Raw genomic sequence first — 22,343 nt, forward strand, 5'->3', positions numbered from 1 at the left:
GGTCAGGGAGGTGGTCGGGTCAGGGAGGTGCCCGCCGCGAGCAGGGTCAGCCCGCGCCGCACTCCACGTTGCTGAGCCCTTCGCCGGCGCCGGTCGCCGTGTTGTCGCACTCGACGACGTTGGAGAGCTCAGGGGTGAGCGAGAATCCGAAGCCTGTGCCGTCGACGGTCGCGACGTTCCCGCGGAAGACGTTGCGGTCGCCCCAGCCCTCGAGGATCTCGTGGGTCTGGAAGCCGTCGGTCGGCGACGAGGTCCCGGTGTTGCCCTCGACGAGCCACCCGTTGCCCTTGACGTCGACCCACGAGTCGGCTGCGGAGATCGACGACCCGTCGAAGGTGTTCCCGCGGACGATCCCGTCCGAGGTCCCCTCCTTGATGTCGATGCTCTCCGAGGTCGTCCCGCTGATCGTGTTGTCCTCGATGACGTTGCGGTCGGAGGGGTCGGGCTCGCAGGCCGTGATGTCGCACCAGTTGCTCTCGGCCGTCCCGACGTACACACCCTCGCCGAACTTCGGCTTGCGCAGCCCGGTGTCGCTGATGACGTTGCCCGACACCACGTTGTCCGTGCTGGCCTTGCGGAGGTGGATCGCCTCGTCGCCGATCGACGTGACCGTCAGGCCCGAGATCACCGAGCCGACCGTGCCGTCGGCCATCACGCCCTTCTGACCGTCGGTGACCGTGAACCCGCCGAGGCGCCAGTGGCTCGCCCCGTCGAGGTGGATCACGTACCCGCCCTCGGGCCCACCGCCGTCGAGCACGGCATCGGCCGGTCCGCAGAGCGTGATCGGCTCGTCTGCGGTGCCTGACGTCGTGGCGACGAACAACCCGTCGTAGGTGCCCGGGGCCAGGACGATCACCTCTCCGGGCTCGACCTCCGCGAGGCTCTCGGTGAGCTCGTCGGTGGTCGAGACCGTGGGCTCGGCCGGGCAGTCGACGGTGCTGTCCGGGACGGCGGCACCAGGAGAGTCCGCAGTGGCTGACGGGGACGGCTCCGGGCTCGAGGTCGACCCTGTCGGGTCGGACGAGGGTTCTGGGGTGCCGGGCGACGGGCTGCCCGGCGCCGTGCACCCCGCGAGGATCAGGCCACCGACCACGACCTCCCGGGCTCGTCGGCCCAGAGTCCTCAGGACGCCGGTCACGGCGCGCACCGCAGGTCCCTCGGGCCACGGGCGGGTGCCCGACCACCTGGTTCCGCGACCTGTGCGGGCTGCTGGCCCGGCTGCCGAGCGTCCTGCAGGCTCTGCTGCAGGGTCTCTCGTCCCTGCCACGCTGGGCCGGTCACGTCGTCCCCGGGGTGCCCGTCGTCGTGCAGCTCGAGATCGGCTGGTGCCTCACGGACCAGCAGGTCCCCCGCCGACCTGTCGGCGCGACGGGCTCGGGAGGGCTGCGGGCGAGGCAGTGTCGGTCCGAGGTTCCCGGCACCGTGCGGCTGCTCGGCCCGGGTTCCGACCTGGGGCTGGTCCTGGGCCTGATTCTGGGCCCGGCCCTGAGACTGACCCTGCGCCGGCCCGAAGATCTCGCTCGGGTCGACCACTCCGCGGGTGAGCGAGGTGAGCGGGGCACGGTTCGCGTACGGGTGCCGGACACCCGCGTTGCGGTGCCGGATGCTCGTCAGCGCGGTGACGAGCACCAGCAGGGCGAGCAGGAGCCAGACGACGGTGAGCGGCTGGAAGATCTGCCTCAGGACCGTCGAGAGGGGCTTGGTGCTGTCCCAGTCCTCGGTCGAGTTGTCCGACACCGCGACCCCTGTCGTGCGGGCCACGTCGATCGCGCTCGGACCACGTCCGCCGACGCTGTTGTCCGAGACGACCGAACCACCGGTCGCACCGACCAGGGTGATCGCGTGGCTGGTCACGTCGTCGACGGTGTTGCGCTCGAAGGTCCCGCCCGCGTCACGGGCGTAGATGCCGATCTCACCACCGAGCACGGTGTTGCCTGTCACGACGGTGTCCGTGCCGGCCGACCTCAGCGAGATCCCCTGCTGGTCCGCACCCTCGACGGTGTTGTCCGTGAGCTCGACAGCCGTCGCGCCCTCGCTCACCACGATGCCCGCGGGGTTGTCTGTCACGGTGTTCGCGTCGACCTCGATGGTCGTCCCGCCGACCACGTCGATCCCGTACCGGCCGTTGCCCGTCACGGTGCTCTCCGAGACGCTGTTGGCGCCGGACATCTCCGTGCCCGTGCCTGTCGCGCTCGGACCGTCGGCGAGCGGCGTCCCCTCGATCGAGATGCCGTTGCGGCCGTTGCCCGTCGAGGTCAGCCGCTCGAGGACGATGCCGCTCGTCGAGCGGGCCAGCCTGAAGCCGTCGACGGCGTTGCCCGTCGACGTGGTCGCCACGACTGTGCTCGCGGTGACGTCTCGGTGCATCACCAGACCGTCGACGAGGGAGTCCTCGATCCGCGACCCGCTCACCACGACACCCTCGGCGTTCATGACGAACAGGCCGAAGGCGTTGTCGGAGAACGTCACGTCCTGGATCTGCGCCGACACGAAGCTGTAGCCGCTGAGGTCCGCACCCAGCCCGAGGGTCGGGGCACCTGCCCCTGTGGGCAAGAGCTCGGTCCCGAAGACCTTGGCGGAGGGCGGTGAGACGACAGTGCTCGTGGTGCCTGTCCCGGTGGGGGCACCTGCGCTCGTCGTGGAGGTGGCGGTCCCGTCGGGGGCTGCTCCTGGAGCCGCAGCGTCACCTGTCGCGACGGCGCCGGCCGTCTCGTCGGTCCCTGCAGTCCCCTCGGTCCCGGCTGTCCCGTCGGGCGCGGTCGGCTCGTCGGCTGCGGGGATCTCGCCCGCCGCGAGGTCCTGCGAGCCGGGCGCTGTGTGCGGCAGGTCGGTCCCGGTGAGGGAGACTCCCCCGGTGGTCCCGCTCCAGAAGCCGAGGTGGTCGAAGGTCGCGTGCCGGAAGTCCGCATAGCCGCCGACCACCCGCACGTAGGCCCGCCCGTCGGAGGTGTCGTCGTCCACGGTGCCAGTCCGTGGGTCCCAGGCGCTCACCACGGTCGGGTTCTCGGCCGTGCCGGCGACCGTCAGGTCTCCGCCGAGCGTGACGATCGAGACGAAGGCGTCGTCGGTCGACGTGAGGTTCAGACGCAGCCCGTCGTCGCTCGTGAGGTCGAGGGTCGCACCCTCCTCCACGACGATGTTCTCGCCGAGGAGGTACGAGCCGTCGGGCTGGCGCACGAGGGTCTGCGGCGCGAGCTCGAGCAGGTCGTCGAAGCTGTAGGGCGCCTCGCGCTCGACGAGCACGAGCGTGTACGTCGTCCCCGTCTCGAGCCTGTACGGCCGCCACTGCGACGCGCCGGTCCACTGTGCACCGTTGGCGATCGACCGCACCTCGACGAGGCGGCGGTCTTCGGCCGCGACGAGCGCAGCCTCGGCATCAGGGTCGCCCGGGTAGGCGACGGGTGCGGGCGTGGGCACCGCGGTCGACGCGGCGCGCACCTGAACAGGCTGGAGGACCGGGGTCGCGGCAGCCATGCCCCCGGTCACGAGGACTGTGCACCCGACGGCTGCGGCGAGGGCTGCGCCGCGGGTCGCCCGACGCGCGCTCATCGTGCAGCCTCCGGCGTCCGGGCCGCCGAGGCGTAGACCGCGGGAGACGTGACAGAGGTGGTCTGAGGTGCAGGGTTCTGGACCGTTGACATCTGGGCCGCGAGCAGCTGGGACGCCGGGGCCGCAGCAGCGAGTCCCTGGACCGCAGCCGTCTGGTCCGCAGGCACGACCTCGTCGACAGGGTCGAGGCTCCGGGCGGTCTGCCCGTCGCCGCCGACCTGGTCGGCGTGACGGGTCAGCCAACCCTGCTTGTTCATCGTGACGAAGGCGTACAGCTTGATCGGCAGGGCGACCATGATCACCACGGCGGCGAGCAGCGGCAGCAGGAACACCTCCTGCGGGTGGCGCCGCAGGTGCGAGAACCCGCGGATGCCACGGCCGAGGAGCAGCCATCCCACGGCGGCCGCGATGCCCAGGGTGGTGAGCTCGAGCCTCGATGCCACCAGGTACCAGAGCGTCAGGCCCATCGTGAGCGGCGTGAGGAGGATCTGCAGCACGGTCACCTTGGTGACGAAGGGCGTCCGCCACAGCCAGCCCTTCGACACGGCCGTGAGGTAGCACCTGTAGGAGTTGCGGCTCCAGCGCACCCGCTGCTTGACGAAGGCGCTGAAGGTGTCGGGGAACATCGAGATCGCCCGGGCTGAGGACTGGTGGACCGTCTTGTAGCCCGAGGCGAGCACGAGCCAGGTGAGCCGGCCGTCGTCCCCCGCGATGCAGCGGCGACCGAGGAAGAACTCGTTCTCGAGGTCGTCGAGGACCGGGACGACGGCGTCACGCCTGTAGGCCGCGGTCCGACCGGACAGGCACGGCACAGCACCCGCGCTGCCCATCGCCGGGACGTAGTCGTAGTAGCGCAGGTTGACCAGCCAGTCGGCGATGCGCCGCCAGACGCTCGACGTCCGCTGGTACACGTTCTGCTGCGTCCCCACACCACCCACGAGCGGGTCGGCGAAGGGCATCTGCACGGCCTCGAGCAGACCCGGCTCCCACGACGTGTCGGAGTCGGTCAGCACGAGGACCTCGTAGCGCGCGGCCCGGATGCCGGCGCCGAGCGCCGAGCGCTTGCCCGCGTGGTGGAACAAGACCGGACGCACCCTGGCGTCACCACGGGCCACGATCCGGCTGTAGGCCTCGAGGTCGGCGACGTCCAGCACGACGATGATCTCGGTCGGGTCCTGCGCCAGCCAGGAGTCCAGGCACCGCAGGAGGATGTCGGGGTCTTCGTGGAAGGACGGCACGACGACCGAGGTGGTCGAGCGGTGGTCGGTGACGATCGGACGGGCCCTGCGGGACAGGACGACGCGGTAGATCCAGAGGGACCAGACGATGATGCCGGCGACGGCGAGCGGGAAGAGGTGGACGACCTGGTCGACCAGGTCACCGACGTCCACCTGTCCGACCGAGAGGGCCGAGGCTGGGGACGCCACGAGGATCGATGAAGGCATGGGGCACTCTCCGGAGTCGGAAGAAGGCGCGCAGAAGTGGAGCAGGAGGGGAGGGGGACGTCATCGTCCGGTTGACGCACGAGCGTCGTTCTGTCCAGCGTCCTAGGGCCACCGAGGGGGGAGGGGGGAGGGTGGCGGCCCGAGTGAGGCTCAAGGTATTCGGCAGGTTCTGCGACCGTCAATGGACCTCGGTGCGGGCGGGCTGCCCGGGGCCCTGAGGTCACACGATCGAAACTCCGTGAAGAACGGACGTTCTGGTGGGGTGCTGTGGGTGGTGCCAGCCTCCCGGTGACCGGCGGCGGACCCACCACCTGGGCAGACGTCCGCGCGTGGGACGAGACCTCTTGAGGGGACGCGCCGGGTCCCTGTGAGCACCAGGGCCCTCCCGTCCCACCTGGTGGACGTCAACTTTCACCCGTCGGAAATCCTCATGGACCCGGGTCGACGGTCGACGCGCGGTCGGACGCGGGACCTGAGACAGCTTCGCCCGCACCCGCGCGGGCCACCGCCCGACCACCGGCGTCCCGCGACCCCGTCGCCAGGTCTGTCCTCAGCGCACCCCGAGCGCGCGCAGCACCCGCAGACCGGTCGTCAGCAGCCGCTGCCCCTGCCCGTCGGGGAGTGCGAAGAGCTCGTCGAGCGACGCCCCGCTCATGACTCCCCGCTGGACCGAGACCGTCTGCGCCTCGGTGTACTGCTCGATGCCCTCGCGCCCGTGGCGACGTCCCTGGCCCGACGCCCCGAAGCCGCCCATCGGCGCCTCGACAGAGCCCCAGGCGGCGGCGTAGCCGTCGTTGATGTTCACAGTGCCCGCACGGACGCGCGCCGCGAGCACGCGGGCGCGGCGGGTGTCTGCGCTCCAGATGCTCGCGTTGAGCCCGAACTCCGTCTCGTTCATCACCGCGACGGCCTCGTCGTCGGAGGCGACCCGCACGACGCTGACCACCGGGCCGAAGGTCTCCTCCTGCGCGCAGAGCGCATGGGGTGGTACGTCGGCGAGCACCGTCGGGGCGTAGAAGAGCGGCCCCACGTCGGTCCTGTGCACTCCCCCGGCGAGGATCCGCGCGCCCCGGGCGAGAGCGTCGTGCACGTGCCCCTCGACCCTCTCGAGCTGAGCAGCCGAGGTGAGCGACCCCACGTCGGCCGTGTAGTCCAGGGCTGCCGACAGGCGCAGGCTCGAGACCCGCTCGAGGAAGAGGTCGAGGAATGCGTCCGCGACGTCCTCGTGGAGCACGAGCCTCTCGATCGACATGCACAGCTGGCCGCTGTTCGAGAAGCACGCCCGCACGGCGCCGAGGGCCGCGACGTCGAGGTCCGCGTCAGCCGCGACGTAGAGCGGGTTCTTCCCGCCGAGCTCGAGGGTCGCCCCGATGAGCCGCTCCCCCGCACGACCGGCGATGATCCTCCCTGTCGCCGTCGACCCTGTGAAGGCGATGTGGTCCACCTCCTCGACGAGCGCAGCGCCCACGTCTCCCCCGCCCGCGACGACCTGGAGCACGTCGGCCGGCAGGCCGCACTCTTCCAGGGCAGCGGCAGCCCACAGGGCAGTGAGCGTGGTCTGCGGGTCTGGCTTGAGGACGACGGCGTTGCCCGCCACGAGCGCGGGCAGCACGTCGGCCAGGGCGAGGGTCAACGGATAGTTCCACGGCGAGATCACCCCGACGACGCCGACCGGGATCCGGGCGACTGTCGTCCGGGTGAGGACAGGGAGCATCCCGCGGACCGTGCGCGGCGCGAGGTACGCGCCAGCCCGGCGACCGTAGTGCCGCGAGACCTGGGCGACGTCGGCGACCTCCTCGAAGGCGCTCCCCCGGGACTTGCCAGACTCGTGTTGGACGAGGTCCAATACCTCCGACTGCCGGTCGAGCACGAGGTCGTGCAGACGGAGCAGGACGGCGGCACGCTCGCGGATATCTGTCGCGGCCCAGGCCGCCTGCGCGTCCCGGGCCCTGTCGACAGCTCGGGTCACGTCGTCGGGGCCGGACAGCGGGAGGTCGACGAGGACGTGCCCTGTCGCAGGGGCGACGACGCGGCGGGTGCCGGCCTCGTGGGTGGTGACGACTCGGGCCAGCAGCGGGGCGAGGTCTTCGGGCTCGAGCAGGTAGGTCGCGCTCGCCTCGACCTCGGGGTCGAGAGGGCCGTCGTCGCCACCCGTGTTCTGGTCGCGAGAGCCCGGCACGCCGTCTCCACGCCGCTGCTCGCGGGCGCCTGGCCCGCCCTCTCCGTGCTGCTGCTCGGGACCGGGGACGGAGTCTGCACCAGGATCGTTCGGCATGGGACGAGCCTACGCCGCAGGAGGTGCGGGAGAGGTGCTGGCTCCTGACCTCCGAGACGACGCTGCCCCGCACCCTTCGTAGGGCGCGGGGCAGGTCTGCCCGTCTGTCAGGCGCCGAGGAGCGCCGCGACCTCCGGTGCGAGGGCCGCGACAGCAGCCGCCCGAGCGTCCGTGGCCGAGCGGGCACCGAGCGCCGCGGCAGCGACGGCGCGGGCCTGCTCCTGCGTGTGCCTGGACACCGCGAAGCGGACCGCGGGCACAGACCCCGAGGACATCGACAGGGACGTCACGCCGAGCCCGACGAGCACGACAGCCATGACAGGGTCACCGGCGGACTCTCCGCAGACCCCGGCTGGCTTCCCGGCCTGCTGGCCGGCCCGTGCCGTCGCGGCCACGAGGTCGAGGACGGCCGGCTGCCACATCGAGATGAGGTCGCTCAGCTCGCCGCGCAGACGGTCCGAGGCCATGACGTACTGGGCGAGGTCGTTCGTGCCCATCGAGACGAAGTCCACCTCGGCGAGGATCGCCTCGGCCCTCAGCGCGGCGGCGGGGACCTCGACCATGACACCGACGGTCGTCAGACCGTGGGCGCGTGCCGAGGTCGCGAAGTCGCGCGCCTCGTCGGGGGTCGAGATCATCGGGGCCATCACCCAGGGCTCGATCCCGGTCTCGCGCTGCGCGTCGGCGAGGGCTGCGAGCTGCGTCTCGAGCAGCTCAGGAGCCGTGCGGACGAGCCTGTAGCCGCGGACACCGAGGGCAGGGTTCTCCTCGTCGGGCTGCGTCGCGAAGGCCAGCGGCTTGTCGGCACCGGCGTCGAGCGTCCGGACGACGACCTTGCGTCCGCCGAGGCTCCGCAAGACCTCTGCGTAGACGGCGGCCTGCTCTTCGCGGGTCGGCGCAGTGGTCCGCTCGAGGAAGAGCACCTCGGTACGGAACAGCCCGACACCCTCGACCGCTGTGCCGGCGGCACGCTCGGCGTCGGCCGCCGTGCCGATGTTGGCGAGCAGACCGACGGGGACGCCGTCGGCCGTGGCGCCCGCAGAGGTGTCCTCGGCGAGCTGCGCGGCGAGGCGTGCGCGCTCGGCGAAGGCCTCGGCGACCTCCGGGCCCGGGTCGACCTCGACGGTCCCCGACGCGGCGTCGACGGCCACGACGGTCCCGGGCTCGAGGTCGAGCGCCCCGGTCACGCGGACGACGCAGGGGATGCTGCGCTGCCCGGCGATGATCGCGGTGTGGCTCGTGGTGCCGCCCTGCTCGGTGACGATCGCGACGACGTGGCGCAGGTCGAGAGCGGCGGTGTCGGCCGGTGCGAGGTCTTCGGCGACGACGACCGCAGGACCTGTCAGCTGCGGGACGCCGGGGACGGGCACACCGAGCAGGTGCGCCGCGACCCTGTCACGGACGCTGCGCAGGTCGGTGACCCGCTCGAGCAGCATCCCGCCGGCGGCCGTGAACATGTCCACGAAGGTCTTCACGACGGCGTCGAGGGCCGCGACAGGCGGCTCGCCGTCGGCGATCCGGGCCAGCACCTTCGTGCGCAGCGCACGGTCCTGAGCCATCTGGGCCGTGGCCTGGAGGACGGCGACAGCCGCCCCCTCGGCTCCGTCGGCCTGAGCACGCAGCGCAGCCGCGACGTCGTCGAAGGCCGCTGTGGCCCGCGCGGCTGTGGCCTCGCGGTCAGCCGGGGCCCGCTCGTCCGTGGGAGCGACCGGTGCCGGGCTGACCCGGACAACAGGTCCGATCCCGGCACCCCGGCCGACGCCCGCACCGGTGAGCATCAGTGCTCCTCGTCCAGGTCCGTCGCGAGCAGCGTGACGAGCTCGTCGAGGATCCTGTCGGCGTCCTCGCCCTCGGCTGCGAGGGTCACCTCGTCGCCGTGCGGGACACCGAGCGACATGACGAGCAGGATGCTCGCCGCGTCGACGGGCTCGCCCTCGCCGTGCGCGATGGTCACGTCGAGGCCGCTGTCGGCCGCAGCCTGGGTGAACAGGGACGCGGGACGGGCGTGCAGGCCGGATCGCGAGGCGACGGCCACGGTACGTGCGGGCATTGTTCTCTCCTTCGAGGGCCGTGGTCCGCACCGCTGCGAGCGGTGCGGACCCTGGCGGGTGGTGGTCTGCGCCGAGGTGCGACGCAGACCGGGACGGGCGTGCATGGGTCGGTCGGACCCGCCCGGTCAGGCTGTGGGCTGCGCCGCGGTGCTGGGGGCGCTGGCCGCGGCGGCGGCGTCTGCCGCCTGCTCGGCCTCGAGGGCCGGGTTGGAGCCCAGTCCCTTGAAGATGATCACCAGGACGGCCGAGATCACGGTGCCGATCGCTACGGCCAGCAGGAACAGCAGCCAGTTGTCGACGAGCGCGATGACCCAGATCCCGCCGTGCGGTGCCCGCTGCGACGCGTCGAAGGCCATGATGAGCCCACCGGTCACGCTCGAGCCGACGACCGAGGCGCCGAGCACGCGGAGCGGGTCGGCAGCCGCGAACGGGATGGCGCCCTCGGAGATGAACGAGAGGCCGAGCAGCCAGGCGGCCTTGCCGTTCTCGCGCTCCTGGCGGGTGAACAGACGCTTGCGGACCGTGGTGGCGAGAGCCATCGCGAGCGGGGCCACCATCCCTGCGCCCATGACCGTGGCCATGACACGGAACTGCGTGGCACCGTCGGTCAGGCCAGCCGTCGAGAGCCCGGTGACCGCGAAGGTGTAGGCCACCTTGTTGATCGGGCCGCCGAGGTCGATGCCCATCATCGCGCCGAGGATGAGGCCGAGCAGGATGAGGTTGGAGCCGCTCAGGCCACTGAGCCAGTCGGAGAGACCGTCCATAAGGGAGGCGAGCGGGCGCCCGAGCACCACGAACATCAGCAGACCTGTGACGAAGGTCGAGAGCAGCGGGATGACCACGACCGGCATGATGCCGCGGACCCCCTTGGGGACCTTCCAATGGCTGATCCACAGCGCGAGGAACCCGGCGACGAAGCCGGAGACCAGACCACCGAGGAAGCCGGCACCGACGGCGACGGAGATCGAGCCACCGACGAAGCCGGGCACGAGACCGGGCCTGTCGGCGATCGCGAAGGCGATGAAGCCGGAGAGCACGGCGACAAGGAACCCGAAGGCCACGGCACCGGTCTGGAACATCAGGGCAGCCCAGCTCATCCTCGACATGACGTCGAAGCTGTTGATGACGTCGTCGACAGGGACGAACTTGACCTCGTACCCACCGAGCATGAAGCTCAGCGCGATGAGGATCCCGCCCGCGGCGACGAACGGGATCATGTACGAGACGCCGGTCATGAGGTACTGACGGATCCGGGTGCCGACGCTCGCGTTGCGGTCGATCTTCGTAGCCGGGTCCTTGGACCCACCACCGGCTGTCGCGGCGGGCGTCGAGACGCCGGCCTCGACGGCGGCGATGGCCTGGTTGAGGACACCCGGGGCGTCGTGGACGGCCTTCTTGACGCCGACGTCGATCGTCGGCTTGCCCGCGAAGCGTTCCTTATCGCGGACCTCGAGGTCTGCGGCGAAGATGACGCCGTCAGCGGCCTCGATGATCGCGGGGTCGAGGGGCGTCGAGCCGGCCGAGCCCTGGGTCTCGACCTGGACCTCGTGCCCGGCGGCCTTGCCGGCCTGCTCGAGCGCCTCTGCTGCCATGTAGGTGTGCGCGATGCCCGTGGGGCACGACGTCACGGCGACGAACTTCATGAGGGGTTGACCTCTCGGGTGACGATCTCGGCGACCGTCGCGGCGTCGGGGGCCTCGCGCAGGGAGGTGCGGAAGGACTCGTGGACGAGACGGCGGGCGAGCGACGCGAGGATCTTGAGGTGGTCGCTGTCGCCGCTGGCCGGGGCCGCGATGAGGAAGATCAGCGTCGCCGGGCCGTCCGGGGCACCGAAGTCGACACCCGCGGGCACGCGGGCGACGGCGAGCGTCGGGACCGTGACGTGCTCGGAGCGGGCGTGCGGCAGACCGACGCCTCCGGGCATGCCCGTCGCCATCTGCGCCTCGCGGGCACGGACGTCGGCGTGGAAGCCGTCGGCGTCCGTCACGCGGCCAGCGGCTGCGAGCAGGTCGATGAGGACACGGGTGGCCTCGTCACGGTCGGCTGCGACGACGTCGAGGGCGACGAGGTCGGCGGTGATCAGGGGGGTGAGGGAAGTGCTCACTTCACAGCTCCTTCAGTGCGATGTGGCGGGATGGGTCGGTGAGGGTCTCGACGTCGTCGAGGTGGATGTCGTGGGGTGCAGGGACTGCAGAGCCTGGGAGGAGGACCGCGGCGCGGCCCCAGGCGACGGCGCGGCGCAACGCGTCCGCCGAGATCTCGGGGTCGACCGAGGCCGGCCTGTGGGGTGCGTCGACGAGGGCGCTGAGGAACCCGGCGAGGGTCACGTCGCCCGCGCCCACGGTCGAGGCCGGGACGAGGGCCGGGCCACCGGCCCAGAGAACGCTGCCGGGGGCGACGAGCAGCGCGCCGTGCGCCCCGAGGGACACCAGGACGGCGGTGACGCCGGACTCCATCACCTGGTGCGCAGCGTCGACGACGGCCCCGACAGTGGTCAGCGGACGGCCGACGAGCTCGGCGAGCTCGTCTTCGTTCGGCTTGACGAGCGTCAGACCGCCTGCCGCGACAGCCGCACGGAGCGGTGCGCCCGAGGTGTCGAGGACCGTGGGGACCCCTGAGCGTGCCGCGACCTGCGCGACCCTGACGTAGAAGTCGTCACCTGCACCAGCCGGCAGGCTGCCCGCGCCGACGACCAGGACGTGCTCCCCGGCGTCGACCGCGAGCCGCACCTCGTCCGCGAGGGCGTCGAGGAGGGCCTGGACGGCAGCCTCCGTCATCGGAGCGCCCGGCGCGTTGATCTTGGTCGTCGAACCACGGCCGTCGACCACCGTGATGTTGCTGCGGGTGTCCGTCCCGGTCTCGACAGGGCGCGCCACGACTCCCCCGTCGCGGAGCTCGGCGACCAGGCGGGCGCCGTCAGAGCCTCCCGACGGGAAGATCGCGACCGAGGAGAACCCGTCGGCCGACAGGGCACGGGTGACGTTGATGCCCTTGCCCCCGGCGTCGACCCGCGTCGCGTGCGCGCGGTTCACCTCGCCAGGCTCGAGGACCTGGACCTCGAGGGTCCGGTCCAGGCTCGGGTTGGGGGTGATCGTGATGATCATGCTTGCACCACCGTGAGGTCGACCGACTCGAGCTCCGCCGCGAGGTCCGCGTCGATCCCTGAGTCGGTGATGAAGAGGTCGACGTCGTCGAGACCGACGATCCGGGCGAAGTCTGAGCGTCCGACCTTGGTGTGGTCGGCGAGCAGCACGACCCGCCGCGCCGCCCGGGCGAGCGCCCGCTTGACCGCGGCCTCGCCGAGGTCGGGTGTGGTCGCGCCGTGGTCGGGGGTGATGCCGTTGGCACCGAGGAAGACGATGTCGGCGTGGATGTCGGCGAGAGCCCGCTCGGCCCAGGGACCGACCGAGGCGAGCGTCCGGCCGCGGACCGCACCGCCGACGAAGTGCACGGTGACCGTCGGGCGCTCCGCGAGCAGCGCGGCGATCGGCAACGAGTTCGTGACGACCTGGAGCTCGCGGTCTGTCGGGAGGATCTCGGCCAGGCGCAGGGTCGTGGTGCCGGCGTCGAGGACGATCGTCCCGGCGTCCGGGATCTCACGCAGGGCCGCGGCGGCGATGCGGCGCTTCTCGTCGGAGAGCATCCCCTCGCGGACGGCGACGGCAGGCTCGGAGCGCAGACGCTCGACGGGGATCGCACCCCCGTGGACCCTGCGCACCAGACCATGGCGCTCGAGCACCGACAGGTCGCGCCGGATGGTCTCGGGGGTGACGTCGAAGGTCCGGGCGAGGCCTGCGACCTCTGCGCGCCCCTCGGCGCGTGCAGTCGCCAGGATCGCCTGGTGTCTCTCGGGTGCGTACACGTCAACTCCATCGTCGCTCGCGTCGCCGACGACGCGGATATCTGTATTCACTTGTATACGCCCGTTTATGTTGGAGTGCAAGCCTGGATGTGGGGGTGCAGGTCAGGGGCGCGCGCTGCACTGCTCGCGGGAGCCGCGCAACAGCCAGGCGCAGGACGAAGGGCCCAGGACGCGGCGGGGTGCGGTCTGGATCCAGACACAATCGGACATGAGATGTCGGTGCCGGTCGTGCGTGCGGGCATGGGTTGCGCGTACCGGAGCTGCCATCCGCACGAGCACCAGGACGAGCTCCCAGTGCTGCGCTGGGGTGCACCTGGACCCGCCCGGCACGGGTCGGCGCAGCGGTGTCGGCGCCGCGGCCAGCCCTGCGCGATGATCCACCGGGCGCGGTCGCAGGTCGTCAGAGCCCAGAGGGAGGGAACACGGCTGCGGGCGCGGCGATCAGCTGGGCTCGAGAACTGAGGGCCTGGAGGACTGGGCCCGCTCAGTCGGTACGGCGACCCAGCACGACGCAGGACTGGTCGGTGTAGCCGAGGGCGGCGTAGAAGCCGAGCACGGCGGTGTTGGTCGTGCGGACCATGAGCTGCACCTTGGGTGCACCCTGGGAGACGAGCCACGCCTCGGCCGCGACCATGAGCGCCCGACCGAGACCGGTCCCGCGCTGCGCCTCGTCGACCGCGAGGTAGTACACCCATCCGCGGTGCCCGTCGTAGCCGACCATCACGGTCCCGACCAGAGTGCTGTCGGGCAGAGCACTGTCGGGTACAGCGCCGTCGGGCAGAGTTCCGTCGAGCAGGGCGTTGTCGAGCAGAGCGCCGTCGGGCAGAGCGCCGTCGTGCAGGCGCGCCCCGAGCACGGTCGACGTCGGGGTCTCGAGCGCAGACCGCAGGTCGGCCGCTGGGTCGTTCCAGGGCCGGGTGAGCCCTGCTGCCTCCCACAACGCCACGACGGCACGCTCGTCGTCCCTGGTCACCGGGGAGATGGTGGTCTCGTGGGTGGCAGGGACGGCGGACGTGCCGTCGTGGGTCATCGGGAGTCTCGGGTCAGACGCGGGTCAGCGCGGCTGGTAGGGCGAGACCACGACCTCGACGCGCTGGAACTCCTTGAGGTCGGAGTACCCGGTCGTGGCCATGGCGCGCTTGAGCGCACCGACGAGGTTGAGCGTGCCGTCGGCCTGGCGACCCGGGCCGAAGAGGATCTCGGCGAGCGACCCGGCGGTGCCGACGCTCACCCGCTCTCCGCGAGGGAGCTCGGGGTGGTGCGCCTCGGAGCCCCAGTGCCAGCCCTGGCCCGGCGCCTCCTCGGCCCGTGCGAGCGCGGCGCCGACCATCACGGCGTCAGCACCGCAGGCCACGGCCTTGACGAGGTCCCCGGCGCGCCCCACGCCGCCGTCGGCGATCACGTGGACGTAGCGGCCCCCGGACTCGTCGAGGTAGTCGCGGCGCGCAGCGGCCACGTCGGCCACGGCTGTGGCCATCGGGGCGTGGATGCCGAGCGAGACGCGGGTCGTGTGCGCAGCGCCGCCGCCGAAGCCGACGAGGACGCCGGCCGCACCGGTCCGCATGAGGTGCAGCGCCGCGGTGTAGGTCGAGGCACCGCCGACGATCACGGGGACGTCGAGCTCGTAGATGAAGCGCTTGAGGTTGAGCGGCTCGGCGTTGCCCGAGACGTGCTCGGCCGACACCGTCGTGCCACGGATGACGAAGAGGTCGACACCCGCGTCGATCACGGTCTGGTAGAACTCCTGGGTCCGCTGCGGCGAGAGCGCACCGGCGACGGTGACGCCCGCGGCGCGGATCTCCTTGAGACGCTGCGTGATGAGCTCCGGCTGGATCGGCGCGGAGTAGATCTCCTGCATGCGCCGGGTCGCCTGGGTCGGCTCGAGCTGCGCGATCTCGGAGAGCAGCGCGGTCGGGTCCTCGTAGCGCGTCCACAGACCTTCGAGGTCCAGGACGCCGAGCCCGCCGTGCTGTCCGAGCGCGACGGCCGTCGCGGGGCTCATCACCGAGTCCATCGGTGCAGCCACGATCGGCAGGTCGAAGTGGTACGCGTCGATCTGCCACCCGACAGACACGTCTTCTGGGTCGCGCGTACGGCGTGACGGCACCACCGCGATGTCGTCGAAGGAGAAGGCGCGCCGTCCGCGCTTGCCTCGGCCGATCTCGATCTCGTTGCTCACCCGACCAGGTTACCGTCCCGTGACGCCTGGACCGCGCGGCGGTCCACGTCCGTGTCGGTGGCGGCTGGGATGCTGGCCGCACACGACGACCTCGAGGAGACACCCCATGACCTGGACCGCGGGCCCCCTGCTCGGATTCGACACCGAGACGACGGGTGTCGACGTGAGCCAGGACCGGATCGTCTCCGCGGCCCTCGTGCGCCGCGACTCCGTGACGACCGACGTCCGCACCTGGCTGCTCGACCCGGGTGTGCCGATCCCGCCGGAGGCCTCCGCCATCCACGGCATCACCACGGAGGTCGCCCGGGCGGAGGGTCAAGACCCTGCAGGCGCGATCGACGAGATCGCGAAAGAGCTCGCCGGGGCGCTCTCGAGCGGGATCCCGGTGGTCGCCTTCAACGCGACCTTCGACCTGTGCATCCTGCAGGCCGAGCTCGACCGCTACGGCCTGCCGAGCCTCGAGGACCGGATCGACGGGCAGGTGGCCCCTGTCATCGACCCGCTCGTCCTCGACAGGGCCCTCGACCGCTACCGCCGCGGGCCACGCAAGCTCGTCGACCTGTGCGGGGTGTACGCGGTCGTCGGCGACGGTGAGCTGCACACGGCCGACGTCGACGTCATCGCGACCCTCGACGTGCTCCAGGCGATGCTCGCGCGCTACCCCGAGCTCGCCGAGCGCGAGCTCGACGCCCTGCACCTGTACCAGGCCGACGAGCACCGTCGGTGGGCGGAGAGCTTCAACTCCTGGCGCGAGCGCAAGGGGCTCACAGGCCCGGGTGCCGAGCTCACCTGGCTGCGGGACCACCGCCAGACGGGGCAGCGCACACTCTGAGAGGACCAGGGTCTCCGGGGCTCACCCGGTCGACGGCTCCGGCGCCACCGATGTCACGGACGGCACTGACGCCTCCGACGGTTTGGACGCCTCCGCCCACACCTCGAGGCTCCGCCGGCTCGTGAAGCTGCGCGGTGCGCCGCTCAACGGGTCCGTGAAGGCGATGGACCGAGCCAGCAGCTGGAGCGGGGCCGAGTAGTCGTCGGGGGCCACGTCGTAGAACTCCGGGTAGAAGTTGTCGTTGACGATCGGCAGCCCGAGCGAGGCCATGTGCAGCCGCAGCTGGTGGGTCTTGCCGGTGTGCGGCTCGAGGACGTAGCGACCCAGCATCTCGCCGCCGTCCCGGGCGACGGTGTCGACCAGCGTCACGCGGCTCTCGGCGTTCGGCTCCCCCGGGACCTCCTGGGCGACGAGGGTCCCGTGCTCCTTGACGATCCTGCTGCGCACCGTGCGGGGCAGGTCGAGGGCGGGGTCGACGGGGGCGACGGCCTCGTAGGTCTTGCGGATCGTCCGGCTCGCGAAGAGCTGCTGGTACGCGCCGCGGACCTCGCGCCGCGTGGTCAGCACGAGCACGCCCGCGGTGATCCTGTCGAGCCTGTGCGCAGGGCTGATCTCGGGCAGGCCGAGGTCTCGGCGCAGCCGCACGACGGCCGACTCGACCACGTACGCGCCTCGGGGCGTGCTGGCCAAGAAGTGCGGCTTGTCGATCACGAGGAGGTCGTCGTCGTGGTGCAGCACGTCGATCTCGAAGGGCACCCGGGGCTCGGGCGCGGCGTCCCTGTACAGGTACACCAGCGTCCCGGCGACGTACGGGGCGTCCGGGCCGAGCGGGCGCCCGATCTCGTCGACGACCTCCCCCGCCGCGACCTTCTCGCGCATCCGGGCCTCGTCATGGGGGAACCTCGCCACGAGGTGCTCCACCACGGTCGTCGCGTCAGCGCCGTGCGGCAGCTGGAGACGGACAGGGTTGAGGCCGTCCCGGACCGGAAGCGGTACGGGACTGCCTCGACGAGACCTGCTCAGCGGCCCGTGTAGTTCGGGGCCTCGACGGTCATCTGGATGTCGTGAGGGTGCGACTCCTTCAGACCGGCCGGGGTGATGCGGACGAAGTTGCCACGCTCCTGCAGCTGCGGGATCGTGTGCGCACCGACGTAGAACATCGACTGGTGCAGACCGCCGACGAGCTGGTGCGCGACGGCTCCGAGCGGGCCGCGGTACGGCACCTGACCCTCGATGCCCTCGGGGACGATCTTGTCGTCGCTGGCCACGTCCGCCTGGAAGTACCGGTCCTTGGAGTACGAGGCCTTCTTGCCGCGCGAGGCCATCGCACCGATCGAGCCCATGCCTCGGTACAGCTTGTACTGCTTGCCGTTGACGAAGACAAGGTCCCCCGGGCTCTCGTCGCAGCCGGCCAGGAGCGAGCCGAGCATGACGGTGTCGGCCCCGGCGACGAGCGCCTTCGCGATGTCGCCCGAGTACTGCAGGCCACCGTCGCCGATGACCGGGACGCCGGCCGGCTTGCAGGCGAGCGACGCCTCGTAGATCGCGGTGATCTGCGGGACGCCGACACCGGCGACCACGCGGGTGGTGCAGATCGAGCCCGGTCCGACCCCGACCTTGACGGCGTCGACGCCCGCGTCGACGAGGGCCTGCGCACCAGCACGGGTCGCGACGTTGCCGCCGATGATCTGGACGTCCTTGAAGAACGGGTCTGCCTTGAGCTTGCGGATCATGTCGAGCAGCAGGCGCGCGTGCCCGTTCGCGGTGTCGGCGACGAGCACGTCGACGCCGGCCTCGGCGAGGGTCGTCGCACGCTCCCACGCGTCTCCGAAGAACCCGATCGCGGCACCCACGACGAGGCGACCCTCGCCGTCCTTGGTCGCGTCGGGGTACTGCTCGGACTTGACGAAGTCCTTGACCGTGATGAGGCCCTGGAGGCGACCGGCGTCGTCGACCAGGGGGAGCTTCTCGATGCGGTGCGTGCCGAGCAGCGCCGCGGCGTCGTCGCGCGAGATCCCGACAGGGCCGGTGATGAGCGGCATCTTGGTCATGACCTCGTGGACCTTGCGGTGCGCGAAGTCGCCCGGCGAGACGAACCGCAGGTCACGGTTGGTGATGATGCCGACGAGCAGGCCGTCGGGGTCGACGACGGGCAGGCCGGAGACGCGGTACTGGCCGCACAGGGCGTCGAGCTCGGCGAGCGTCGCGTCGGGGTGCACGGTCACCGGGTCGGTGATCATCCCGGACTCGGAGCGCTTGACCAGGTCGACCTCTTTGGCCTGCGCCTCGATCGAGAGGTTGCGGTGGATGATGCCGATGCCGCCCTGGCGGGCCATGGCGATCGCCATGCGCGACTCGGTGACGGTGTCCATCGCTGCGGAGAGCATCGGGATCGACACCGAGATCTCTCGCGTCAGCCGCGCGGTCGTGTCGACCTGGCTGGGGATGACGTCTGTCTCTCCGGGGAGGAGGAGCACGTCGTCGTAGGTGAGTCCGATGAATCCGAAGGGGTCGTGGGGCTGCGCGCTGCTCGACGAGTTCATGTCAGGAGTCTACGCACCGCCGACGGAGCACCCGGTGTCTGTCCGCTCACAGGACCGGTCCTGCCCGACGGTCCTCCGGCACGCGCACGCAGGCACCCAGGGAGAGGTCAGACCGCGACGGCGAGGACCTCGTGGAGCAGACCCTGGAAGCTGCGTACCCTGCTGACGAACCGCGACTGCGGGAGGTCGGCAGCAGCGTCGTCGCTGCTCAGGCCGACGAACACCGAGAGCTCGGGGTGCGTCTCGTGCAGGGCGTGCACGATCCCGAGCTCGGGGCGCGACAGCGAGGTGACCAGGACCGTGGCGACGGGTCGCACCATGGTCACGAGCTCGAGGGCTCGGTGCGCGTTCGCGGGTCCGGTGACGATCCGGGCGGTCACGCCCTGCGAGACGAGGGCCGCGGCGAGGGCGTGCATCGCGAGCGGCTGCGCGTCGTCGGCAGCGGCGAAGAGCAGCACGATCTTCTTCATCTGGCTCGGGTGCGGCGACCTGACTCCGGTCTCCTGCGCGGTCTTCTCCTCGCGGGCCCGGATGAAGTCCGCGATCACCTTGAGGGTCGCGGAGGCGAGCAGCATCTCGGGCGCCTCGCCGGGCTTGGCCAGGACGGTCCGGGCTGCGAGCTTGCGCAGGGTCGGCTCGACCAGCGTCAGCCACCACTGGGCAGGGTCTTCGTCGACGTCGAGGGCCAGGAGGCGCTCTGTCGCGGCGACGTTGCCGCGCAGGACCGCGTCGATGACGTCGATCGAGGTGACGGTCGAGTCGACCGGGGCCGCCAGTCGAAGGGCTGGCCGCTGCTGGCCGGGGTCGGCGTCAGGGGCCTCGGGCTCGGCGCCGCGGAGAGAGCGGGGACCTGCCGGGAAGGAGGACACCTGCGCGGCTGCAGCACCGGCCGAGGTGTCGGCGTCGCCCGCGACCGTGGGGCGGGACGCGAGGGCCCCCTCACCCTGAGCGTCTCCGTCGAGACCGACGAGGCGTCGCGGTGCCTCAGTGATCGGGTCGCCGCGGCGACCGTGGCGCTGGCTCTCCTCGTCGACGTGGGCGATGGTCTCGCGCAGCTCATCCTCGAGCTGTTCGCTGCTCGTGGTCGTGAGGTCGACGGCCAGCGCTGCCCGCGCGGCGTCGACGGGGGCGACGCCCTCGAGCGCGAGCCTGCGCATGACCATCAGCCGGGCGACGTCGTCGCTCGAGTACCGGCGATGGGCACCTGCGGAGTGCTCCGAGGGGCCCAGGCCGTAGCGACGGTCCCAGGTGCGCAACGTCGCCGGAGCCACCCCGAGCCTGCGTGCCACGGCTGCCACGGCGAGGCCGGGCTCGTTGACCTGGTCCGTGATCTCGTCGGGCGTCGTGCCGTCGGCAGGGTCGCCGCCGGTCTCTCCCTGTGCCGGTCGACCTGTGCTCATGAGTCGATTGTGCCGAGATCTGAGAGGTCGTGCCACCTGGCACCCCTCCGCGAGACGCCCGAAGTTGTTCGCTAGTTGTTCATCTCACGTCGAGCCGCATGGGCCAGCGACCTGCAGAGACACCGAAGATGGCGGGTTTCCGCAGTTCACAGAGAGGCGTCGAGGTGGTACCGGACCGGATTCTGGACGATAGATGGCGCGGTGAATCGTTTCTCATCCGGTCGGCGACTTGAACAACTGCTGGATCGGTTCTAAGTTAGTCACAGATCACCCGGGACCGAGGTCCTGGGCAGATGCACCGACCGGGGCCTATCGCCCCTCATCGACACTCAGAAGGACGGTACGACCATGACTGAGCTCTCCCGCCTCCCCGGCCCCGTGATGGACCTCTGGGAGTGGCAGTACCAGGGTTCGTGCCGCGACGTCGACGACACGCTGTTCTTCCACCCGGAGGGCGAGCGCGGAGCAGCCCGCCGCCGCCGCGCCGAGGCCGCCAAGGCCATCTGCCACGGGTGCCCGGTCATGATGGAGTGCCGCGAGGCCTCGCTCCGTGTCCGTGAGCCCTACGGAGTCTGGGGCGGCCTCAGCGAGGACGAGCGCACAGCCGCGCTCGCCGCGATGCCCGCCTCGACCACCACGCGCCGGGTCGGCTGACCCGAGCAGACCTCCAGCTCACGCTGAGTCGGTCAGCGCGAGCACCCAGAGCTCAGGCGTACACGAAGGGCCCCACGACTGCGGTCGTGGGGCCCTTCGTGTCGTGGGGATCTTCTCGTCGTGGGGCTCTTCTCGTCGTAGGCCCTTTCGTGTGGTCGGGCCCTCTCGACTCTTGACGTCCGGTTCTCTCGACTCTCGCGGTCCGGCCCTCTCGAGCCGCTGAAGCCGCCGATGCCGGGGCCTGCCCCGGGATGCAGAAGGGCCCCACGACCATCGGTCGTGGGGCCCTTCGTCGCGCGTGGTGCGTGATCAGCCGATCACTGCGAGCACGTCGCGGGCGGAGAGGATGAGGAACTCCTCGCCGTCGTACTTGACCTCGGTGCCGCCGTACTTGCTGTAGATGACCTTGTCACCGACAGAGACGTCGAGCGGGACGCGGTTGCCGTTGTCGTCGATACGACCGGGGCCGACTGCCAGGACCTCGCCCTCCTGGGGCTTCTCCTTGGCGGTGTCAGGGATAACGAGACCGGAGGGCGTGGTCAGCTCGACTTCGAGAGTCTTGACGACGATCCGGTCCTCGAGCGGCTTGATGGAGACCGACACGCGGACCTCCCCTTTCGCAGAGAAATGAGGGACAGTTCATGGCCGCCACGCTCGCACCGGGCCGCCGTCGCGGGGGTCGGTCAGGAGCTACGTGGAACCACGAGCAAATCTATGCCGGAGTTAGCACTCGGTCAAGGCGAGTGCCAGCCTGCCGTCCTGCTTCAGCCCTCGGCGGAGCCATCGCCTCGCTCGGCAGCAGCGCATCCGCTCCTGGTGAGCGTGCTGCAGCGCTGGGAACACCCCACGCCGTGTCTCAGAGGTCCGCGACGAGGTGCTTCGCCGGAGCCATCTCCCCCACGGGCAGAGGCACCGCGAGGGTGTTGTCCGGCGGGGCGAGCGGGCAGGCCCATGCCGCGTCGTAGGCGCACGACGGGTTGTAGGCGAAGTTGAGGTCGACCACGAGCCGCCCGCCGGCGCCCTGGCCGAGGTCTGCGCCCTTGATCGTGTCGAGCAGATAGCGTCCGCCGCCGTAGGTGCCGCCGTCCTGGCCGGCGCTCGAGTCCTTGAGCGGCACGAAGATCCCGCCGCCGTAGGAGCGCAGCGCCCAGAGCGACAGCGTCCCCAGACCGTCGAGCTCGACGAGCCCGACCCGTTCGAAGGGCACCACGCCGTCTGTCCCCGTGGCGACGTCCATCCGTCCCTCGGGTGCGTCCTGGACCTCGACCTCGAAGCGGTACGCCGGGTCGTAGGGGGCGATGTCGAGGCCAGCGAATACTGCCTTGGCCTCGGGACCGAGGGCCGAGGCCGGGTGCGAGGCGAACATCTCGTCGCGGGCACGGACCCACAGCGCATGGGCGGCCGCCGGGTCCTCGGCCGCGGCGGACCGGACCTGGGCGTAGATCGCCGCCGTCTTGCGTCGCCAGTCGGCGACGGCGAGCACGCTCTGCGCTGCGGGTGTCATGGGTTCCTCCGTGGTCGGGACCGTCCCATGATTCCCGAGGCAGGCCGTG

19 protein-coding genes are annotated in these 22,343 nt (G+C 71.3%); 2 read left to right on the forward strand and 17 right to left on the reverse strand.

What is annotated here, in order from left to right; genetic code table 11:
* Nucleotides 1–46 precede the first annotated feature (46 nt).
* From SANBI_RS14095 to SANBI_RS14150, 12 genes are all read right to left on the reverse strand, one after another.
* Nucleotides 47–1,147: a right-handed parallel beta-helix repeat-containing protein gene (locus SANBI_RS14095; RefSeq protein ID WP_319156110.1), complete on the reverse strand. Its 1,101-nt coding sequence runs from the start codon at nucleotides 1,145–1,147 to the stop codon at nucleotides 47–49.
* Nucleotides 1,135–3,549 carry a right-handed parallel beta-helix repeat-containing protein gene (locus SANBI_RS14100; RefSeq protein ID WP_319156112.1) on the reverse strand — a complete coding sequence of 805 codons (2,415 nt, stop codon included), beginning with the start codon at nucleotides 3,547–3,549 and terminating at the stop codon, nucleotides 1,135–1,137. The genes SANBI_RS14095 and SANBI_RS14100 overlap by 13 nt, the downstream gene beginning before the upstream one ends.
* Nucleotides 3,546–4,994 carry a glycosyltransferase gene (locus tag SANBI_RS14105; protein ID WP_319156114.1) on the reverse strand — a complete coding sequence of 483 codons (1,449 nt, stop codon included), beginning with the start codon at nucleotides 4,992–4,994 and terminating at the stop codon, nucleotides 3,546–3,548. Before SANBI_RS14105 ends, SANBI_RS14100 begins: the two co-directional genes overlap by 4 nt.
* Nucleotides 4,995–5,544: 550 nt before the next feature.
* The gene (locus SANBI_RS14110; RefSeq protein ID WP_319156118.1) at nucleotides 5,545–7,269 is read right to left on the reverse strand and encodes a succinic semialdehyde dehydrogenase; all 1,725 of its coding nucleotides are present in this window, start codon (nucleotides 7,267–7,269) and stop codon (nucleotides 5,545–5,547) included.
* Nucleotides 7,270–7,376: 107 nt separating this feature from the next.
* The gene (gene ptsP, locus SANBI_RS14115) at nucleotides 7,377–9,047 is read right to left on the reverse strand and encodes a phosphoenolpyruvate--protein phosphotransferase (protein WP_319156121.1); all 1,671 of its coding nucleotides are present in this window, start codon (nucleotides 9,045–9,047) and stop codon (nucleotides 7,377–7,379) included.
* Nucleotides 9,047–9,319 (reverse strand): HPr family phosphocarrier protein, encoded by a 273-nt coding sequence (locus SANBI_RS14120; protein WP_056128838.1) that lies wholly within the window; start codon nucleotides 9,317–9,319, stop codon nucleotides 9,047–9,049. The genes ptsP and SANBI_RS14120 overlap by 1 nt, the downstream gene beginning before the upstream one ends.
* A 126-nt stretch (nucleotides 9,320–9,445) precedes the next feature.
* A complete protein-coding gene (locus SANBI_RS14125; RefSeq protein WP_319156123.1) occupies nucleotides 9,446–10,963 on the reverse strand; it encodes a PTS fructose transporter subunit IIC in 1,518 nt (505 codons plus the stop codon).
* The gene (locus SANBI_RS14130; protein ID WP_056128832.1) at nucleotides 10,960–11,424 is read right to left on the reverse strand and encodes a PTS sugar transporter subunit IIA; all 465 of its coding nucleotides are present in this window, start codon (nucleotides 11,422–11,424) and stop codon (nucleotides 10,960–10,962) included. The genes SANBI_RS14125 and SANBI_RS14130 overlap by 4 nt, the downstream gene beginning before the upstream one ends.
* A gap of 1 nt (nucleotide 11,425) precedes the next feature.
* The gene (locus SANBI_RS14135) at nucleotides 11,426–12,424 is read right to left on the reverse strand and encodes a 1-phosphofructokinase family hexose kinase (protein WP_319156126.1); all 999 of its coding nucleotides are present in this window, start codon (nucleotides 12,422–12,424) and stop codon (nucleotides 11,426–11,428) included.
* Nucleotides 12,421–13,182 carry a DeoR/GlpR family DNA-binding transcription regulator gene (locus tag SANBI_RS14140; protein WP_056128826.1) on the reverse strand — a complete coding sequence of 254 codons (762 nt, stop codon included), beginning with the start codon at nucleotides 13,180–13,182 and terminating at the stop codon, nucleotides 12,421–12,423. The genes SANBI_RS14135 and SANBI_RS14140 overlap by 4 nt, the downstream gene beginning before the upstream one ends.
* 484 nt (nucleotides 13,183–13,666) lie before the next feature.
* The gene (locus SANBI_RS14145; protein WP_319156129.1) at nucleotides 13,667–14,212 is read right to left on the reverse strand and encodes a GNAT family N-acetyltransferase; all 546 of its coding nucleotides are present in this window, start codon (nucleotides 14,210–14,212) and stop codon (nucleotides 13,667–13,669) included.
* A 24-nt stretch (nucleotides 14,213–14,236) separates the two neighbouring features.
* Complete coding sequence (locus tag SANBI_RS14150; RefSeq protein WP_056128819.1) at nucleotides 14,237–15,361, reverse strand: GuaB3 family IMP dehydrogenase-related protein; 1,125 nt, start codon at nucleotides 15,359–15,361, stop codon at nucleotides 14,237–14,239.
* Nucleotides 15,362–15,467: 106 nt separating this feature from the next.
* On the opposite strand from SANBI_RS14150, the gene SANBI_RS14155 reads away from it, so the two are divergent.
* A complete protein-coding gene (locus tag SANBI_RS14155) occupies nucleotides 15,468–16,193 on the forward strand; it encodes an exonuclease domain-containing protein (protein ID WP_319156131.1) in 726 nt (241 codons plus the stop codon).
* A 21-nt stretch (nucleotides 16,194–16,214) separates the two neighbouring features.
* On the opposite strand, the gene SANBI_RS14160 is transcribed toward SANBI_RS14155, so the two are convergent.
* The 3 genes from SANBI_RS14160 to SANBI_RS14170 all read right to left on the reverse strand — a co-directional run bounded on the left by SANBI_RS14160 (nucleotide 16,215) and on the right by SANBI_RS14170 (nucleotide 20,136).
* Nucleotides 16,215–17,102, reverse strand: a complete 888-nt coding sequence (locus SANBI_RS14160; protein WP_319156133.1) for an RluA family pseudouridine synthase — start codon at nucleotides 17,100–17,102, stop codon at nucleotides 16,215–16,217.
* A gap of 110 nt (nucleotides 17,103–17,212) precedes the next feature.
* Nucleotides 17,213–18,736, reverse strand: coding sequence for an IMP dehydrogenase (gene guaB / locus SANBI_RS14165; RefSeq protein ID WP_056128814.1), 1,524 nt, complete (start codon nucleotides 18,734–18,736; stop codon nucleotides 17,213–17,215).
* A gap of 107 nt (nucleotides 18,737–18,843) precedes the next feature.
* Nucleotides 18,844–20,136, reverse strand: a complete 1,293-nt coding sequence (locus SANBI_RS14170; RefSeq protein ID WP_319156137.1) for a MerR family transcriptional regulator — start codon at nucleotides 20,134–20,136, stop codon at nucleotides 18,844–18,846.
* 348 nt (nucleotides 20,137–20,484) lie between these two features.
* Here SANBI_RS14170 and SANBI_RS14175 point away from each other — a divergent pair, with 348 nt between their 5' ends.
* On the forward strand, nucleotides 20,485–20,790 hold the full coding sequence (locus tag SANBI_RS14175; RefSeq protein WP_012867840.1) for a WhiB family transcriptional regulator: 306 nt from the start codon (nucleotides 20,485–20,487) through the stop codon (nucleotides 20,788–20,790).
* Between the two features lie 309 nt (nucleotides 20,791–21,099).
* Here the strand turns inward: SANBI_RS14175 and groES are convergent, their stop codons facing one another.
* Nucleotides 21,100–21,393: a co-chaperone GroES gene (gene groES / locus SANBI_RS14180; protein WP_056128811.1), complete on the reverse strand. Its 294-nt coding sequence runs from the start codon at nucleotides 21,391–21,393 to the stop codon at nucleotides 21,100–21,102.
* Between the two features lie 253 nt (nucleotides 21,394–21,646).
* Complete coding sequence (locus SANBI_RS14185; RefSeq protein WP_319156142.1) at nucleotides 21,647–22,294, reverse strand: DUF1684 domain-containing protein; 648 nt, start codon at nucleotides 22,292–22,294, stop codon at nucleotides 21,647–21,649.
* Nucleotides 22,295–22,343: the final 49 nt, after the last annotated feature.

This window comes from Sanguibacter biliveldensis, from assembly GCF_033798665.1.
Taxonomy (GTDB): Bacteria; Actinomycetota; Actinomycetes; order Actinomycetales; family Cellulomonadaceae; genus Sanguibacter; species Sanguibacter inulinus.

Excerpts from the sequence above, each read along its gene's own strand:
- SANBI_RS14175 (WP_012867840.1), top strand. The coding sequence starts at position 20,485 with ATGACTGAGCTCTCCCGCCTCCCCGGCCCCGTGATGGACCTCTGGGAG.
- SANBI_RS14125 (WP_319156123.1), bottom strand. The coding sequence starts at position 10,963 with ATGAAGTTCGTCGCCGTGACGTCGTGCCCCACGGGCATCGCGCACACC.
- SANBI_RS14120 (WP_056128838.1), bottom strand. The coding sequence starts at position 9,319 with ATGCCCGCACGTACCGTGGCCGTCGCCTCGCGATCCGGCCTGCACGCC.
- ptsP (WP_319156121.1), bottom strand. The coding sequence starts at position 9,047 with ATGCTCACCGGTGCGGGCGTCGGCCGGGGTGCCGGGATCGGACCTGTT.
- SANBI_RS14100 (WP_319156112.1), bottom strand. The coding sequence starts at position 3,549 with ATGAGCGCGCGTCGGGCGACCCGCGGCGCAGCCCTCGCCGCAGCCGTC.
- SANBI_RS14105 (WP_319156114.1), bottom strand. The coding sequence starts at position 4,994 with ATGCCTTCATCGATCCTCGTGGCGTCCCCAGCCTCGGCCCTCTCGGTC.
- SANBI_RS14155 (WP_319156131.1), top strand. The coding sequence starts at position 15,468 with ATGACCTGGACCGCGGGCCCCCTGCTCGGATTCGACACCGAGACGACG.
- SANBI_RS14170 (WP_319156137.1), bottom strand. The coding sequence starts at position 20,136 with ATGAGCACAGGTCGACCGGCACAGGGAGAGACCGGCGGCGACCCTGCC.
- SANBI_RS14185 (WP_319156142.1), bottom strand. The coding sequence starts at position 22,294 with ATGACACCCGCAGCGCAGAGCGTGCTCGCCGTCGCCGACTGGCGACGC.
- guaB (WP_056128814.1), bottom strand. The coding sequence starts at position 18,736 with ATGAACTCGTCGAGCAGCGCGCAGCCCCACGACCCCTTCGGATTCATC.
- SANBI_RS14145 (WP_319156129.1), bottom strand. The coding sequence starts at position 14,212 with ATGACCCACGACGGCACGTCCGCCGTCCCTGCCACCCACGAGACCACC.
- SANBI_RS14135 (WP_319156126.1), bottom strand. The coding sequence starts at position 12,424 with ATGATCATCACGATCACCCCCAACCCGAGCCTGGACCGGACCCTCGAG.
- SANBI_RS14110 (WP_319156118.1), bottom strand. The coding sequence starts at position 7,269 with ATGCCGAACGATCCTGGTGCAGACTCCGTCCCCGGTCCCGAGCAGCAG.